At 63.7% G+C, this 16,280-nt stretch carries 16 protein-coding genes; 11 read left to right on the top strand and 5 right to left on the bottom strand.

Features of this window, described 5'->3' with window-relative positions; all coding sequences use genetic code 11:
* Positions 1 to 4: 4 nt before the first annotated feature.
* Entirely contained in the window at positions 5 to 880 is an 876-nt protein-coding gene (locus tag EJ071_RS00255; RefSeq protein ID WP_348628128.1) for a thermonuclease family protein, read from the top strand.
* Here the strand turns inward: EJ071_RS00255 and EJ071_RS00250 are convergent.
* On the bottom strand, positions 843 to 2,492 hold the full coding sequence (locus EJ071_RS00250; RefSeq protein ID WP_126096277.1) for a lysine--tRNA ligase: 1,650 nt from the start codon (positions 2,490 to 2,492) through the stop codon (positions 843 to 845). The genes EJ071_RS00255 and EJ071_RS00250 overlap by 38 nt on opposite strands.
* A 157-nt stretch (positions 2,493 to 2,649) precedes the next feature.
* Between EJ071_RS00250 and EJ071_RS00245 the strand changes: the two genes are divergently transcribed.
* Entirely contained in the window at positions 2,650 to 3,060 is a 411-nt protein-coding gene (locus EJ071_RS00245) for a tellurite resistance TerB family protein (RefSeq protein WP_126096276.1), read from the top strand.
* A gap of 193 nt (positions 3,061 to 3,253) precedes the next feature.
* Here the strand turns inward: EJ071_RS00245 and EJ071_RS00240 are convergent, their stop codons facing one another.
* Positions 3,254 to 4,105: a transporter substrate-binding domain-containing protein gene (locus tag EJ071_RS00240; RefSeq protein ID WP_245460143.1), complete on the bottom strand. Its 852-nt coding sequence runs from the start codon at positions 4,103 to 4,105 to the stop codon at positions 3,254 to 3,256.
* A 248-nt stretch (positions 4,106 to 4,353) separates the two neighbouring features.
* Here EJ071_RS00240 and EJ071_RS00235 point away from each other — a divergent pair, with 248 nt between their 5' ends.
* The 3 genes from EJ071_RS00235 (at position 4,354) to EJ071_RS00225 (ending at position 6,755) form a co-directional block, all read left to right on the top strand.
* Complete coding sequence (locus EJ071_RS00235) at positions 4,354 to 5,085, top strand: LuxR family transcriptional regulator (RefSeq protein ID WP_126096274.1); 732 nt, start codon at positions 4,354 to 4,356, stop codon at positions 5,083 to 5,085.
* Positions 5,086 to 5,358: 273 nt separating this feature from the next.
* The gene (locus EJ071_RS00230) at positions 5,359 to 5,997 is read left to right on the top strand and encodes an acyl-homoserine-lactone synthase (protein WP_126096273.1); all 639 of its coding nucleotides are present in this window, start codon (positions 5,359 to 5,361) and stop codon (positions 5,995 to 5,997) included.
* Between the two features lie 11 nt (positions 5,998 to 6,008).
* Complete coding sequence (locus tag EJ071_RS00225; protein ID WP_126096272.1) at positions 6,009 to 6,755, top strand: enoyl-CoA hydratase-related protein; 747 nt, start codon at positions 6,009 to 6,011, stop codon at positions 6,753 to 6,755.
* Positions 6,756 to 6,841: 86 nt separating this feature from the next.
* Here EJ071_RS00225 and ppk2 read toward each other — a convergent pair whose 3' ends face one another.
* The gene (gene ppk2, locus EJ071_RS00220) at positions 6,842 to 7,747 is read right to left on the bottom strand and encodes a polyphosphate kinase 2 (RefSeq protein ID WP_126096271.1); all 906 of its coding nucleotides are present in this window, start codon (positions 7,745 to 7,747) and stop codon (positions 6,842 to 6,844) included.
* Positions 7,748 to 7,942: 195 nt separating this feature from the next.
* Here ppk2 and EJ071_RS00215 point away from each other — a divergent pair, with 195 nt between their 5' ends.
* The 3 genes from EJ071_RS00215 to EJ071_RS00205 all read left to right on the top strand — a co-directional run bounded on the left by EJ071_RS00215 (position 7,943) and on the right by EJ071_RS00205 (position 11,140).
* A complete protein-coding gene (locus EJ071_RS00215) occupies positions 7,943 to 9,208 on the top strand; it encodes an ATP-binding protein (RefSeq protein WP_126096270.1) in 1,266 nt (421 codons plus the stop codon).
* A 108-nt stretch (positions 9,209 to 9,316) separates the two neighbouring features.
* A complete protein-coding gene (phoU, locus tag EJ071_RS00210) occupies positions 9,317 to 10,042 on the top strand; it encodes a phosphate signaling complex protein PhoU (RefSeq protein WP_126096269.1) in 726 nt (241 codons plus the stop codon).
* Between the two features lie 87 nt (positions 10,043 to 10,129).
* Positions 10,130 to 11,140, top strand: coding sequence for a magnesium and cobalt transport protein CorA (locus tag EJ071_RS00205; protein WP_126096268.1), 1,011 nt, complete (start codon positions 10,130 to 10,132; stop codon positions 11,138 to 11,140).
* Positions 11,141 to 11,318: 178 nt separating this feature from the next.
* Here the strand turns inward: EJ071_RS00205 and EJ071_RS00200 are convergent, their stop codons facing one another.
* Entirely contained in the window at positions 11,319 to 11,837 is a 519-nt protein-coding gene (locus EJ071_RS00200) for a GcrA family cell cycle regulator (RefSeq protein ID WP_126096267.1), read from the bottom strand.
* A 354-nt stretch (positions 11,838 to 12,191) separates the two neighbouring features.
* Between EJ071_RS00200 and EJ071_RS00195 the strand changes: the two genes are divergently transcribed.
* The 3 genes from EJ071_RS00195 to EJ071_RS00185 all read left to right on the top strand — a co-directional run bounded on the left by EJ071_RS00195 (position 12,192) and on the right by EJ071_RS00185 (position 15,459).
* Entirely contained in the window at positions 12,192 to 13,391 is a 1,200-nt protein-coding gene (locus tag EJ071_RS00195; RefSeq protein ID WP_126096266.1) for an aspartate aminotransferase family protein, read from the top strand.
* A gap of 16 nt (positions 13,392 to 13,407) precedes the next feature.
* Positions 13,408 to 14,319, top strand: coding sequence for an ornithine carbamoyltransferase (gene argF, locus EJ071_RS00190; protein WP_126096265.1), 912 nt, complete (start codon positions 13,408 to 13,410; stop codon positions 14,317 to 14,319).
* Positions 14,320 to 14,427: 108 nt separating this feature from the next.
* Entirely contained in the window at positions 14,428 to 15,459 is a 1,032-nt protein-coding gene (locus tag EJ071_RS00185) for an Hsp33 family molecular chaperone (protein ID WP_126096264.1), read from the top strand.
* Positions 15,460 to 15,709: 250 nt separating this feature from the next.
* Here EJ071_RS00185 and apaG read toward each other — a convergent pair whose 3' ends face one another.
* Positions 15,710 to 16,102: a Co2+/Mg2+ efflux protein ApaG gene (gene apaG, locus EJ071_RS00180; RefSeq protein ID WP_126096263.1), complete on the bottom strand. Its 393-nt coding sequence runs from the start codon at positions 16,100 to 16,102 to the stop codon at positions 15,710 to 15,712.
* Between the last annotated feature and the right edge of the window lie 178 nt (positions 16,103 to 16,280).

Here is a 16,280-nt window from a genome sequence, read left to right as displayed (position 1 = left end):
GCCGGTGCGGGTCCTCCATCTTGCCCTCGCGGGTCTGGCGGTTCCGGCAATGGCGGCGCTGGTCGTTGCCGGAGGCCGCTCGCTGAAAGGCAGCGAAAGCGTCGTTGCGGTCGACCAGATCGACCCGGCCGCCGTTATGATTCCGGGGCAAGGCGCCGACGCGGCGCCCGAAGAACCGGCGACCTCGGCCATTCCGGCGCCGGCTGCTCCGCAGCCGCCCAAGCCGGCGGCCGCCCATTCGCGGGCGATCGATCCCGAGGTGGTGGCGCCGCCCGAAATGCTTGACGAGACGCTCGAACGGGTCGAGCCGCGGGCGCCGCTCAGCGATCTGGCGCTGGCCGGTCCGCCCAAGCCGCCCAAGCTGAAAATGCCGGACGACTGGAATGGCACCAAGCTGTTCCAGCCGGTTGCCACCGCCGCCGGCCTCATCGAGGCAAAAGGCTACACTGTCGCCATCACCGGCATTGACGTCGTCAAAGCGGACGAAACCTGCAGCGACGACGGCAAGTCCTGGGCTTGCGGCGCGCGCGCCAGAACAGCGTTCCGCGCCTTCCTGCGCGGGCGCACCGTGGTCTGCACCGTGCCGCCGGAGGGCAGCCGCGATACCATTTCGGCCGAATGCCGCGTCGGCAACAAGGATATCGGCGAGTGGCTGATGGAAAACGGCTGGGCGCGCGCTGCGCAAGGCAGCCCCTATGCCGAGGCGGGCGACAAGGCGCGCGCGGCCAAGAAAGGCATCTTCGGCGCGGGGCCAAGTCTTGGCGGCCTGCCGGCATTGCCGGCCGCCACTGGCCCGGCGCCCGCCGCGCCGACCTCTATCCTGCCGGCGGACGACGGCGCGGTTACGCCGCCAGCTGACCAGCCAGCGCCCGCTCAATGAGCGCGCGCGTCTCTGTGATGCCGTAAAGCGCCGCGAAGGAGCCGAAGCGCGGCCCGCGCTCCTGCCCGATCAGCACCTGGTAGATCATCTGGAAGAAGGCGACCGACACGCCGGGGCCGCCTTCCGGGCTCTGCTTGGAATGGTCCTGATAGCGCTCGATCCGCCGCGCGACGTTGAGCGCAGCGTTCTGGATCGCCTCGCCGTCGGCGCCTTGCGGCAGGGCGCCGAGCGCTTCCGAGAGCTTCGCCAGCGCCTCCCGTTCCACCGCGTCGGGTGCGCGATAAACCTTGGTCGGCTTCACGAAGTCGTCGAAATAGCGGATCGCATAGCCGGTCAACCGGTCGAGCTCCGGATGCGTCTTCGGCGTCACGCCCGGCGCGTGCCGCGAGATGAAGCCCCACAGCACCGCCTTGTCATGCGCGTTGGAAGCGCTGACCAGGTTGAGCAGCAGCGCGAACGGCACCGGCAGGTCGATGGGCGGCGGATTGCCGTCATGCATGTGCCAGACGGGGTTGCCGAGCCGCTCTTTCCAGTCCTGCCGCGGATAGGCGGAGAGGAAGGCATAATATTCGTCGACCGCCTTCGGGATGACGTCGAAGTAAAGCTTCTTGGCCTGCCGCGGCCGCTGGTACATGTAGAGGCCGAGGCTCTCGGTCGGCGCATAGGTCAGCCACTCGTCGATGGTGAGGCCGTTGCCCTTCGACTTCGAGATCTTCTGGCCGGTCTCGTCGAGGAACAGCTCGTAGACGAAATGCTCCGGCGCGCGGCCGCCGAGGATGTTGCAGATGCGGTCGTAGATCGCCGCGTTGGTCTGGTGGTCCTTGCCGAACATCTCGAAATCGACGCCGAGCGCTGCCCAGCGCATGCCGAAATCCGGCTTCCACTGCAGCTTCACCTTGCCGCCGGTGACCGGCAGCGTGGTCTCGGTGCCTTCGTCGTCGAAGGTGATGGTGCCGGCCTTGGAGTCGACATTTATCATCGGCACGTAGAGCACGCGGCCGCTTTTTGGCGAGATCGGCAGGAACGGGCTGTAGGTCGCCTGGCGCTCCGGCCCGAGTGTCGGCAGCATCACCGCCATGATCTCGTCATAGCGCTCGGCGGCGCGCAGCAGCACCTCGTCGAAGCGGCCTTCCTTGTAGTACTTCGTCGCGCTGGCGAACACGTAGTCGAAGCCGAACGTGTCGAGGAAGCGGCAGAGCATCGCGTTGTTGTGGTCGGCGAAGCTCGCATAGTCGCCGCCAAAGGGATTGGGCACCGCCGTGAGCGGCTTGTGCAGATAAGGCTCCAGCGCTGCGCGATCCGGCACATTGTCGGGAATGTTGCGCATGCCGTCCATGTCGTCGGAAAAGCAGATAAGCTTGGTCTTGACCTTGTCCGCGGTCAGCACCCGGAAGGCGTGCCGCACCATGGTGGTGCGCGCCACCTCGCCGAAGGTGCCGATGTGCGGCAGGCCGGACGGGCCGTAGCCGGTTTCGAACAGCACGGTCTCGGGAAAATCCTTGTCCTTGTAGCGGGCAATGATCTTCTTGGCTTCCTCGAACGGCCACGCCTTGCTCTCGGCGGCCGCCGCAAGCATCTCGGGATTGAGATCGATGATGTTTGATCCCGTCATGTCAAAGTTCCAGTCACGTGCCGGCTTTCGCCGCGGGTAAGATTTTTCAACCGGTCTCTAGGCGCGACTGGCCGGAGCGTCAACGATTTGCGGCGGTTTTCCTTGCGGTGCCACAATGGCGTTCTTACGTTGGGGCGATGCTATCAAGGAGTTTTGAATGCCTTTGACGCCACACGAAGCCCTGATCCATCTGATGGTCATCACCTCGGCTTCCGACCGCGACATGACCGATGTCGAGCTGGCGCGGATCGGCGACGTCGTCCGCTCGTGGCCGGTGTTCGTTGACTTCAACCAGGACAAGCTGGTCGCGGTCGCGCAAGAGTGCCAAAAGGCACTGCAAGAGAAGGACGGACTGGAAGGCGTGCTCGCGGGCGCCGCGGAAGCGCTGCCCGAGCGGTTGCGCGACACCGCCTATGCCGCCGCCTTCGAAGTCGCCGCCGTTGATCTCGAAATGCGCATGGAGGAGGTGCGGGTGCTGCAGCTCATCCGCCTCAAGCTCGATCTCGACACGCTGACCGTCGCCGCGATCGCTCGCGCCGCCAAGGCGCGCCTGCGCACGCTGACTTAGGGTCTTTTGAGATTCAGGTGAGGGCCGGCCTGCGAATGGCGGCTTCCTGCGCTTCCGGCCTTCGCCGGCCGAAGCCCTCATAAGGGTCTCCGCTCTATGAAGGCTACGGCCGGCGTAGGCCGGTTCTCGGAAACCACCATTCTCGACTCGTCCTGACCTGAATCTCAACAGACCCTGGGCCGCGGCTTTGCTATCAGAAGAAGCTCACCGGGAAATAGCGCAGGTAGAACTCGGCGAAGGTTCCCTTGATCGAGATTTCCTGCAGCGCGTAGTCGAAGGCGGCCGCCAGCGCCGGATCGCCGGCCCTGGTGGCGATCGCCATGCCCGAGCCCAGATATTCCGGTGCCAGATACGGGCCGCCGGCGAAGCGGCAGCAGCCGGCGGCGTCGGAACCGCCAAGCCAAAACGAAAACCGCATGCCGTCGCCGAAGGCGGCATCGATCTTGCCGGCCTTGAGGTCGGCATAGAGGGCCTCAGGCTTGTCGAAGGGCACCACCTGAACGGTGCCGAAATAGTCGCGCAGCATCTTCTCATGCGCCGAGCCGGCAATGACGCCGACCCGCTTGCTGCGCAGCTTGTCGAGGATCGGCTCGGCGAAGGCCTTGGCCTTCGGCATGATGAAGCGCGCCGGGAACTGCAGGTAGGAACGTGAGAAGGCGTATTTCTCGCGGCTTTCCGGCGTTGCCGCGATGCCGGCGATGATCGCCTCGCCTTCCCCCTTCTGCAACGCGGCGTCGAGCTCGTTCCACGGCAAGGCCTGGATCTGGCATTTCTCGACGATGCCGAGTTCCGCGCAGATCGCCCTGGCCAAGTCGATGTGGAAACCCGACAACCGGCCTGAGCCGTCGAGGAAATTGAAGGGTGGAAAATCGGTGGTGGTGAGGAATCGCAACCGTGGCAGCGCCGAAAGATCGGGCTTGGGCAGCCGCTCCTTGGCATCCCACAGCACCGGAACCTGCGGCTCTGCGGCCTGAGTCGCGCCGGCAAACGGCAGCGCCCCGATCAGCGCCGACAGCAGGATCAGAAATATCCACCGGAAAGTCACGATAAGGCTCCGCCCAGTCATGTTCTTGGCTTTTCGTATGAAAACAGAGCGGGCACAATTGTTTTTGATTTCAAACTCGGGAATTCGGCGTATGGTTTAGCATGTTTGCAAGTGGCAGCGCGCGCCGGCAACGGGGGAGATCACCGGCGCGACGAGGGAGCTTGCAGCCCGGGGGTTGATGGCGAAGGGTGGTTCGGGCATCTATCTTCGATGATGAAAGCAGAAAGCAACATGGGGTAGATGTTGCGATGAGCATGTTCGATAGAACTCTGGAATACATAGACCAACTGCAGCACGCCAGCACGGCGGCGGCGGTGTGCGAGCGCCTGCTCAGCGTCACCTCGAATTTCGGCCTGACGGCGCTGATGGCTGGAACCGTGCCGCAGCCCGGCACCCCGCGCGGCCGGCAGAAGGACCATGTCCTGCTCTGCGACTGGCCGGGCGAGTGGCTGGAGCGCTACGTGGCGCGCAATTACGTCGACCATGATCCGGTTGTCAGCCACATGAAGCAATTGCAGGCCCCCTTCCAGTGGCGGGAAGCCTCGCAGGCCATCGTCATCGACAAGAGCAGCGACGAGGTCATGGGCGATGCCCGCGAGTTCAAGCTCCGCGACGGCCTCGCCTTCCCGCTGGTCACGCTCGACGGCCAGGTCGTCATGGTCTCGCTGGGCGGCGAGTCCGTCGAGTTGTCGGAGGCCGAGTTCGGGATGGTTTCGCTGGCGTCCACCTACGCCATCGGCCGCGCCATGCAGCTTCACACCATGGCCGGCAAGGTCATCGATCACATAGAATTGACGCCGCGTGAGCGCGAATGCCTGCAATGGGCGGCCGTCGGCAAGTCCGAGTGGGAGATTTCGCAGATTCTCGGCATCTCGGAGCACACCTCCGAGAAACACCTTCTCAACGCCAAGAGCAAACTGGGCGCCGCCAACCGCGTGCAAGCAGTCGCCGAGGCGATTAGGCGCGGCTATATTAGCTAGGCCGGTGACGGCCCAGAAATTGCCGCCTACGCATTCGCATAATATTTTAGACAAAAGCCGACTGTGTCCTCCTCTTAAGAAAGGGCTAATACTTTCTTAACGCCAAAGCAAACTGGACGCCGTCAACTGCGTGCAGGCAGTCGCAGAGGCGATTAGGCGCGGCTATATTAGTGAGGTCGGTCGGTGCCGACCTAGAAATTCTTGCCTACGCGATCGCGTAATATTTTCGGGAAAGCCCGGCCGTATCTTCCTCTTAAGCCCAGGAGACGGCTAATGCTTTTTTCCCTCACCACTCAGGAATTGATGGAACGCCCCGACCTTTGGGAAGCTGTCCATCGCCTGCGCTACAAGATCTTCGTCGAGGAGATGGGATGGGCCGATCTCGATCGCCCGGATGGGCTCGAGATCGATCAGTTCGACCATGACGAGGCCGAACATCACCTCGTCATCCGCAACGGCGAGCTCGCCGGCTATCAGCGCATGCTGCCGACGACGCGGGCGCACCTTCTGACCGACGTCCTGTCGGATCTCTACGAAGGGACGCCTCCGTCGGGGCCGCATGTTTGGGAGCTTACCCGCTATGCGGTGGCGCCGGGCTTTCGCGACGGCAAGCGTGGCGTTTCGACGGTCGGCACCGAGTTGATCGCCGGCTTCGTCGAATGGGGTCTCAAGCGCGACGTCAACCAGGTCATCATCGAGTTCGAACCGATGTGGGTGCTGCGGGCGCTGCAGCTCCACTTCCTGGCGACGCCGCTCGGCTACCAGCGCACCTATGGCAACCAGCAGGTCGTGGCGACGCTGCTCACCTTCACCGAGCATACGCTTGAGGTGGTGCGCCAGCGCCGTAGCCACTTCCTGCCGGTGCTCAACCGGGGTTATCCCGGACAGCTCGGCCTGAGGCAGGCTTCGTGATGGAGGCGGTCATGAGCTTCCATCCCGAACCGGAACTGCACGGCCACACGCTGGTCGTCACCGTATCCTCGCATGACGGCCGACCGGTGCTGGACAGGCATGCCTATGCGAGCCTCGCCGGGACCTTCCACGAGGCCGCCGTCAATGACGACGTCCGCGTGGTCGTGCTGCGCGGCCTTGCCGGCTGCTTCTGCCTCGGCGGTGACTTTTCGGAGTTCCTCGACGCCACCAAGCACCGAGAGCTGATCGCCGCCGTCACCGACATGTTCCGCACGCTGGCGACCTTCCCCAAGCCAGTCCTAGCCTGCGTGGACGGGGACGCAGTCGGTGTCGGCTGCACGATCCTGTTCCACTGCGACATGGTGATTGCCTCGAGGGGGAGCACCTTCAGGGTGCCGTTCGTCGATTTCGGCCTCGTGCCGGACGCGGCGACCAGCATCCTGGCGCCCCAGAAGCTCGGCTATGCCGGTGCCTTCCGCTTCTTCTGCCTGGGCGACACACTCGGCGTCGACGACGCCAAGGCGCTCGGCCTGGTCGGCGAGATCGTGGAAGGCAGCGCCGAGGAGACGGCCTTGGCGCGGGCAAGGCAGCTCGCCAAGAAGCCGGTTGCAGCGCTGTTGCAGACACGCGGTCTGCTCAAGGGCGATACGGGCGTACTGTGCGACCGCATCGACCATGAGATATCGCTGTTCCAGCAGGCGCTCCAGGACGACGCCACGCTGAAGCGGCTGCAGCGGATCGCCCGCCTGGCCGCCTGAGCACGATCGTAAAGCCTCAGCGCCGCGCACCCGAAAGATGCGCGGCGCTGTAACATTGGACGCCGGTCGTCGGGCGCCGGGAAAAGCTATTTCTGAAGGAACGACGGTCCTTCGCCGACGATTTTCTTGTCTTCCTTGCCGATGACGTCGAGATCGCGCCCGTCATAGGACAGCGACAACAGGATCCGCTGGATGACGGCGAGCCGCGCCCGGCGCTTGTCGTTGGCGCGCACGATGATCCAGGGCGCGAACTCCTTGTGGGTGCGCTCGACCATCAGGTCGCGCGCCCTGGTGTAGTCGTCCCACTTGTTGATGCCGGCAATGTCGATCGGCGAGAACTTCCAGTTCTTCAGCGGCGACCAGCGGCGGTCGTGGAAGCGTTCGAGCTGCGTCTCGCGGCCTATGTTCAGCCAGAATTTGAAGAAGTGGATGCCCTCGTTGCATATCATGCGCTCGAAATGCGGCGTCTCGTCGAGGAATTTCTCATGCTGTTCCGGCGTGCAGAACCCCATGACCGGCTCGACGCCGGCCCGGTTGTACCAGGAGCGGTCGAAGGTGACGAACTCGCCCGAAGTGGGGAAATGGTCGACATAGCGCTGAAAGTACCATTGCCCAAGCTCCGTCGGCGTCGGCTTGGTCAGCGCCACATTGCGCGCCGTGCGCGGATTCATGTACTGCCGCAGCACGAAGATCGTGCCGCCCTTGCCCGCCGCGTCCCGCCCCTCGAACAACGCCATCACCCGCTTGCCGGTCGCCTGCAGCCAGGCCTGCGCCTTGACCAGCTCGATCTGCAGGCGCTCGAGTTCCTTGTCGTAGTCTTCGTTTTTCATCTTCTTGTCGTACGGATAGCCGCCTGCGGTCAGCTTGTTGTCCTCGATCCAGTCCGGAAGCGCCGGGTTGTCGATGTCGAACTCGCGTTCCTTGCCGCCGATCCTGATCCTGATCGGTCCCGCGGCGGGCGCCGCTTCGGCGGTTTCCTTGGCATTTTTCATCGAGGCGAACCCTTTCCAGCTTGCGGACTCATGCTATGGAGCCTCCACGACGCCCGCGTCCGTCCGGACGTGGGGGCGTCGTAGCACTTTGATTTTGCGCATGAACATTCCAGAAAATCGATTCCGATTTTTGCGGGGTCATGCGCCGGTTCCGGTCCGGTGAACTTTCACCGGCGGAGGGATACGGGGCAGCGCATGGTCGATACAGGCGCAGAGCGGAAAGGTGGGACGCAAGCCATCGTCGCCCGGCTGCGGCGCAGCCGCTGGTTGCTGGCCGCGGCCGTCGTCGCTGTTCTCGTGGTCTACGGTTTCGGCGGCCTTTCGATCTACGTGCTGCTGCTGGCCCTGGCACTGCTGGTCGCAGCCGCGATGCTGCCCGCCGATGTCGAACGGCAATCCGCCGATGAGGCGGCGGCGATCGAGGCCGGCGGGCTGCAGCGGCTCTCCGGCGAATATCTTGCCGCGGCCGTTGCCGACCCGCTGATCATCTTCGACCGCGCGGCAACAATCGTCCACGCCAATGCGGCCGCCTTCGCCGCCTTCGGCGGGCTGGCGCCCGGCATGTCGCTGTCGCTCAAGTTCCGTGCGCCCGAAATGCAGGCCCTGCTCGACAGCATCGTCTCGGGGACCGTGGCCTCCGATGTCGTCGATTATACCGAGAAGCTGCCGGTCGAGCGCACCTACCGGGTGAGCGCATCCTCGGTCGGCCATGCCACCGATCTCTACGTTCTGGTGTTCAAGGATCAGAGCGAGGCGCGCCGCATCGACCGCATGCGCGCCGACTTCATCGCCAATGCCAGCCACGAGCTGCGCACGCCGCTCGCCTCGATCGCCGGCTTCATCGAGACATTGCGCGGCCCGGCGCGCGGCGATCCTGCGGCACGCGACCAGTTCCTGCAGATCATGCAGAACCAGACCGGTCGCATGGCGCGTTTGATCGACGACTTGCTGTCGCTGTCGCGGCTGGAGATGAAGCCCTATCTCAGGCCGGGGACCGAGGTCGATCTTCGCCAGATCATCGAGAGCGTCATCGATTCCCTTGGGCCGCTGGCCAGCGAGAACGGCCTCGTCATCGAGCGGGATTTCGTCGATGGCCCGCTTTCCGTGCCCGGCGACCGCGACGAGCTCTTCCAGGTTTTCGAGAATCTCCTGGAGAATGCCTGCAAATACGGCCAGTCGGGCGGGCATGTTACCGTATCCATCGCCCGCAGCGAAGATGGCCAGGATGCAGGCATCGATGTCACCATAAGAGACTATGGCCCTGGTATTGCCGAGGAGCACATCCCTCGCATCACCGAGCGTTTCTACCGCGTCGATGTGGAAAACAGCCGAACCCAGAAAGGCACCGGTCTTGGCCTTTCGATCGTCAAGCATATATTGACCCGTCATAATGCAAGGCTGTCGATCAGGTCGGAAGTCGGCAAGGGCGCGGCGTTCACGGTTCATTTGCCGGCTCAATGATCCTATATTGGTTGCCAACCGGCAGTTTCTTCTTTCTGTCATCCGGCTCGCGTATCAGCGACAGATTGAGGGAGCGCACCAGCCGGCAGAACCCGGGAAGGCATAGCCATGCAGTCCGTCCACATTGTCAGTGCCTATGACGAAGAACTGAAATTCCTGTCGAAGCGCATCGCCGCCATGGGCGGTCATGCCGAGCGCATGGTCGAACAGGCGATCGCGGCCCTGGTTAATGCCGATCCAGGCCTCGCCCAGAAGGTCATCCAGGACGATCTCGTCCTCGATGAGGGGCAGCGCGAGATCGACGACAAGGCGATCATCATCATCGCCAGGCGCCAGCCGATGGCGACGGATCTGCGCGAGATCGTCGGCGCCATCCGCATCTCCGCCGACATCGAGCGTGTCGGCGACCTCGGCAAGAATGTCGCCAAGCGCGTCGCGGCGGTCATCGACGGCCGCCAGCCGAACAGCCTGTTCCGGGGCCTCGAGGCGCTGGCCAACCTGGCGCTGACGCAGCTCAAGGAAGTGCTCGACGTCTATGCGTCGCGCTCGGTCGAGAAGATCGGCTTCGTGCGCGACCGCGACGACCAGATCGACGCCATGTACACCTCGCTGTTTCGCGAGCTTCTGACCTACATGATGGAAGATCCGCGCAATATAACGCCCTGCACGCATCTGCTGTTCTGCGCCAAGAACATCGAGCGGATCGGCGACCACGCCACCAACATCGCCGAAACCATCTATTACATCGTCACCGGCGACCAGATGCCGGCCGATCGGCCGAAGGGCGACAAGACTGACCAGGTGGTGTCCCCGGGGACGGTACCGGCTAAGTGAACGGGTGGCCCTCGAACGGCTTTCTAATTTAGGCTAAGCTCCTCCGCGTACAGCGATTTTGTCAGTCGCTGTCTCGGGAGGTTTGCGATGGAACAAGTTCGAAACCTGGCCCCGGCCCCGCAGTCGACATCCGGCATCATTGCCTCGAGCGTCTATTCAGCGGGCAAGCGTATCGCCGACATCGCGATCGAGGAGGCCGGCGGTTGGTCGGCAAGGCCCGGCCATGTCGTCTGGATCGGCCTGCTAGAGCCCGACCGCAACCTGTTGCTCAGGGTGCAGGCGCAGTTTCATCTGCATGATCTGGCCATCGAGGACGCCGAGCATCCGCATCAGCGGCCCAAGATCGAGCAATATGGCGACGCGTTGTTCATCGTCGCCCGCACTGCGCAGCTGATCGACGGTCGCGTCACCTTCGGCGAGACGCATCTGTTCGTCGGCACCGGCTATATCGTCAGCGTCAGGCACGGTCCGTCGACCTCTTACGCCCCGGTGCGCCAGCACTGGGAAAGCTGCCCGTCTTCGCTCGCCAAGGGCGAGGATTTCGTCCTCTATGCCATTCTCGATTTCATCGTCGACAATTACATGCCGGTGCTCGAGCAGATCGAGGACGAGGTCGAGCAGATCGAAGACAAGGTGCTGCTGAAGCCGATGACCGGCGCCGACATCGAACGGCTCTACATGCTGCGCCGCGATCTGCTCAGGCTGCGCAACGCGGCGCTGCCGCTGGTCGAGGTCTGCCGCCGCCTGACCAGCGCCGAGCTGCCGCAGATCCACGGCGCCATGCACCCGCTGTTCCGCGACGTGACCGATCACATCCGCACAGTGCAGGAAAAGATCGACAGCCTGCGCGAGGTCCTGGCCTTCGCCTTCGAAGCCAGCCTTCTGGTCGGACAGAGCCAGGAAACGGCGATTTCCAAGAAACTCGCCTCATGGGCCGCCATCCTGGCGGTGCCGACGGCCTTCGCCGGCATCTACGGCATGAACTTCGCCGACATGCCTGAACTGAAGATGGAATACGGCTATCCGACCGTGCTGGTGGCGATCGCGCTGATCTGCGTGTTTCTGTATTGGCGGTTCAAGAAGAATGGGTGGCTGTGAAAAAAGCGAATAGCGAATAGGGAGTAGCCAATAGGGACAAAAGAAGCTTGTGCCGGACTTGGATGCCCGAAACTGTTCTATTCGCTATTCGCTATTCGCTATTCGCTATTCGCTATTCGCTATTCGCTATTCGCTATTCGCTATTCGCTATTCGCTATTCGCTATTCGCTATTCGCTATCAGCGAGCGCGTCGCCTTTCCGCCGCCGGCTGGAACGCGACGCGGGCATGATATTTGCAGTATGGCCCGGTCTCGGCGGCGTCGTTGCCGCAGAAGCTGAAATCTTCCGACAGCGGATCGCCGTTCGGCCACTTGCAGGTGCGCTCGGTCAGCTCGACGAGTTGCAGGTGCCGCGAGATCGGCACGACGACATTCTCGACCGGGCGGATATAGTGGCGCGCCACCGGCTCCGCGTCGAACTGCACCTGCAGCGCGGTCGCGCCGATGGAGGCCGTCACGTGACGTGTCGCACTTGCCGCCCGGGCCACCGATTTCTGCATGGAGGCTCCTTGTGTCGCCTTCTTCTGGCGCGCCGGCGCTGCTGTGGCGCGGCCGCGGCCCGAGAGTTTCAGCCGATGCACCTTGCCGATGACGGCGTTGCGGCTCACCCCGCCGAGCTGTGCTGCGATCTGGCTGGCACTGAGACCCTCCGACCACAATTTCCTGAGAAGTTCAACCCGCTCGTCAGTCCAGTTCATGAGACCGCTCCTGCTGAGGCGTACGGCAGTCAGAATCCTTTCCCGCCCCGGCTCCCGCCGGGCAAACAACACCACATATACCGGGTGATTAGATCCGCCGCACGAAATCTAGTTATTTCTCGACTACAATTACCTTAAGCGCTGACTCGGTGACAAGAGTCCCCAGGGCAACACGATTCGGTTTTTTCGGTTTTCCCCAACTTGCCTGACCGCTTATGAGCCGACGTGCCGTCAGAGCCTTGCCGCGCGTTTCTGCGCGACGTTTTCGTTGACTTCATGGCCGAAAAACATGATAAGCCGCAAAGGCCGCCGCATTGGCGGCTTTTTTGATTTCCGGTTCCGGAGACGCATATAATGAGCGGTTCGGCGCTTTACGAGACTTTTGCTCGCGCACCCCTGGCTTTCGATCACGGGGAGGGGACCTGGCTGGTCACCGACAAGGGCGAGCGATATCTCGATTTCGCCGGCGGCATCGCCGTGAACTCGCTGGGCCACAGCCATCCGCATCTGGTGGCGGCGCTCACCGGGCAGGCGGCAAAGCTGTGGCACGTCTCCAACCTCTACGAGATTCCCGAGCAGCGCCGGCTGGGCGAGCGGCTGGTCGAGGCGACTTTTGCCGACAAGGTGTTCTTCACCAATTCCGGCGCCGAGGCGCTGGAATGCGCCATCAAGACGGCGCGTCGCTACCAGTTCGTCAAGGGCCATGCCGAGCGCTTCCGCATCATCACCTTCGAGGGCGCCTTCCACGGCCGCACGCTGGCCACGATCGCGGCCGGCGGCCAGTATAAATATCTCGAGGGTTTCGGGCCCAAGGTCGAGGGCTTCGACCAGGTCGCGTTCGACGACATCGACGCCGCCGAAAAGGCGATCACGCCGGAGACCGCGGCAATCCTGATCGAGCCGGTGCAGGGCGAAGGCGGCATCCGCCCGGTGCCGACGCAGTCGCTGAAGCGCCTGCGGCAGCTCTGCGACAAGCATGGCCTGCTTCTGATCTTCGACGAGGTCCAGTGCGGCATCGGCCGCACCGGCAGGCTCTTCGCGCATGAATGGGCGGGCGTGACGCCTGACCTGATGGCGATCGCCAAGGGCATCGGCGGCGGCTTCCCGATGGGTGCCTGCCTTGCAACCGACGACGCCGCGACCGGCATGACGGCCGGCGTGCACGGCACCACCTTCGGCGGCAATCCGCTGGCGATGGCGGTGGGCAATGCGGTGCTCGACGTGGTGCTGGCCGACGGCTTCCTCGATGATGTGCAGCGCAAGGCGCTTCTCTTGAAGCAGGGCCTTGCGGCGGTCGCCGATGAATTCCCCGGGATCATCGAAGGCATCCGGGGAACCGGCCTGATGCTTGGCCTGAAATGCGTCATGCCCAACAACAAGGTGAACATGGCGCTGCGCGACCAGCACCTGCTGGCGGTGCCGGCCGGCGACAATGTCATCCGCCTCTTGCCGCCGCTCACCGTCACCGACGAGGAGATCGGCGAGGCGCTGAAGCGCATCCGCTCGGGCGCCAAGGGCCTGACCGACGCGATTGCGGCCGAAGCCGCGAAATAATTCTGGAATCCTGCCGATGAGCGTTCGCCACTTCACCGATCTGTCAGCCGTTTCCGCGGGCGATCTGCGCATCATGCTGGACGATGCGGTGGCGCGAAAGACCAGGCTCAAGGCCGGCGAGCGTTCGAAGCCGCTCGAAGGCAAGGTGCTGGCCATGATCTTCGACAAGCCGTCGACACGCACGCGCGTGTCCTTCGACGTCGGCATGCGCCAGCTTGGGGGCGAGACCATCATGCTGACCGGCACCGAGATGCAGCTCGGCCGTTCCGAAACCATCGCCGACACCGCCAAGGTTCTGTCGCGCTATGTCGACGCCATCATGATCCGCACCACCTCGCATGACCGGCTGCTGGAGCTCACCGAGAATGCGACCGTGCCGGTCATCAACGGGCTGACCGACGATACCCATCCCTGCCAGCTCATGGCCGACATCATGACCTTCGAGGAGCATCGGGGTCCGGTGGCCGGCAAGACCTTCGCCTGGACCGGCGACGGCAACAATGTGCTGCACTCGCTGCTCGAAGCTTCGGCGCGGTTCCGCTTCAATCTCAATGTCGCAGTGCCGGAGGGCAGCGAGCCGTTCGAGAAATATGTCGACTGGTCGAAGGCCAATGGCGGCAAAGTCAGGTTCGCCCGCTCGGCCGAGGAGGCGGTCGACCAGGCCGATTGCGTCGTCACCGACAGCTGGGTGTCGATGGGCCAGGAGCATCGCGCTCGCGGCCACAACGTCTTCCTGCCTTACCAGGTCAATGCAGCGCTTATGGCCAAAGCGAAGTCCGACGCGCTCTTCATGCACTGCCTGCCGGCGCATCGCGGCGAGGAGGTCACCGACGAGGTCATCGACGGACCGCATTCGGTGGTGTTCGACGAGGCCGAGAACCGGCTGCACGCCCAGAAGGCGGTGCTGGCCTGGTGCCTGGGCGCTTGATCGAGGCCGACTTGATCTGGGCCAACTTGATCCGCGGATGCGTGATGCCTATTTGCGGGCCATCACGCAAATCGAACGCGCTTTGCCCCATGCCGCTTGGAAAGCGGGATGGATGCGCCCCGGAGCTTTGTCATGTTGGAAATCCGTCCATTGGCTGAACATCAACCCAAACTCGGTGAATTCGGCTTCGCCGGCGACGATCATGTCGTGCCATACGAGGTGGCGCCGCTCGATGTGCGCGGCCGCACCGTGCAGCTCGGGCCGATGCTCGACGCCATCCTCAGCCGCCACGACTATCCCGAACCGGTGGCGCGCCTACTGGCGGAAGCCTGCGTGCTGACCGTGCTGCTCGGCACGTCGCTGAAGTTCGAGGGCAAGTTCATCCTACAGACGCGCACCGATGGGCCGGTCGACATGCTGGTGGCGGACTTCACCACGCCGCATGCGCTGCGCGCCTATGCGCGCTTCGATGCCGACCGGTTGCAGGCGCTGGTTGCCGCCGGCGAGACCTCGCAGCAGAAACTGCTCGGCACCGGCGTGCTGGCGCTGACCATCGACCAGGGCGCGCACACCCAGCGCTATCAGGGCATCGTCCAGCTCGACGGCACGTCGCTGGAAGAAGCCGCGCGCACCTATTTTCGCCAGTCCGAGCAGATCCCGACCGATCTCAAGATGTCGGTCGCCAAGCTGGTGACGCCGGGCCCCGGCGGCGCCCGCGAGCAATGGCGTGCCGGCGGCATCCTTGCGCAGTTCCTGCCGCAGGCGCCGGAGCGCATGCGCGTGCCCGATATTTCCGGCGGCGACGGTGATCCGCGCGACGTGACGCACGAGCCGGCCGACAATTCCTGGCGGGAACTTCTGGCGCTGCTCGGCACCACCGAGCCGACCGAGCTCATCGATCCGACGGTGGGCGCCGAGCGGCTGCTCTACCGGCTGTTCCACGAACATGGCGTGCGCGTCTTCCGTGGCGTGCCCGTCGCCGACCGGTGCTCCTGCTCGCGCGAGAAGATCCGCGGCATCCTCGAAGGCTTTTCGGCCGACGAGATCAAGGACTCGACCGAGGACGGCGGCATCCATGTCGCCTGCGAGTTCTGCTCGACGCAGTACGACTTCGATCCGGCGGAGTTCGCGGCCGAGTGAATGCCCTTCCTTCTCCCCGTTTCACGGGGAGGTGAGGAGTGGTCCGCGCAGCGGGCGAATAGCCAATTGCTTGGCTTTTCGAACGACGAACGCCCGAAGGGCGGATGAGGGGCGGCGCCAAGTCTGGCCATGCAAGCGCCCCTCGCTCCGTCCGAAAGAAAATCTTAAAAAGCTTGGCGCTGCCCCTCATTGTCCTGCCGGGCATTTGTCCCCGTATAGTGACGGGGAGAAAAAACGCTCTCGCCAGCGTTTAGTTCACCGTTCGCCTCGTCCCCGGCATGTCGAGCGAGAAGGCGGGGATGGCGACATCGAACGTCTCGCCGCGCCCGTTGCGCATCGTGTAATGGCCGACCATGATGCCTGATGGCGTCGAGAGCGGGCATCCCGACGTGTACTGGTAGCTGTCGCCGGGGTTGAGCTCCGGCTGGTCGCCGACGACGCCCGCGCCGCGCACTTCCTCGACGCGGCCGCGCCCGTCGGTGATGTGCCAGTAGCGCGACATAAGCTGCACGAACTCGTCCGACTGGTTGTCGATCGTCACCTGGTAGCCCCATACATAGCGGTTCTCGGACGGATCGGAACGATCCTCCAGATAGAACGGCCTGACCTGCACTTCGATGTTGCGCGTCACGGCGCGATACATGGGTCACTCCGGTTTGCCGGCGAAGGGAACGTTTGTCGCGCTTCGTGGTTATTAGGTGAGGCGCCATCCTGCCAGTTTCTAGCGCACGTGCCGAAAAACAATGTCATTTAAGTGACACATGACAATGTTGGTGTGCACAAATCGTGCCGGGCGACTCGGGCGCTCTGTCGACTGATTG

Origin of the sequence: Mesorhizobium sp. M1B.F.Ca.ET.045.04.1.1 (assembly GCF_003952465.1) — a bacterium.
Classification (GTDB): domain Bacteria; phylum Pseudomonadota; class Alphaproteobacteria; order Rhizobiales; family Rhizobiaceae; genus Mesorhizobium; species Mesorhizobium shonense.
Note: the sequence above shows the minus strand (reverse complement) of the source record. Positions and strands in the feature narration are given on the sequence as shown.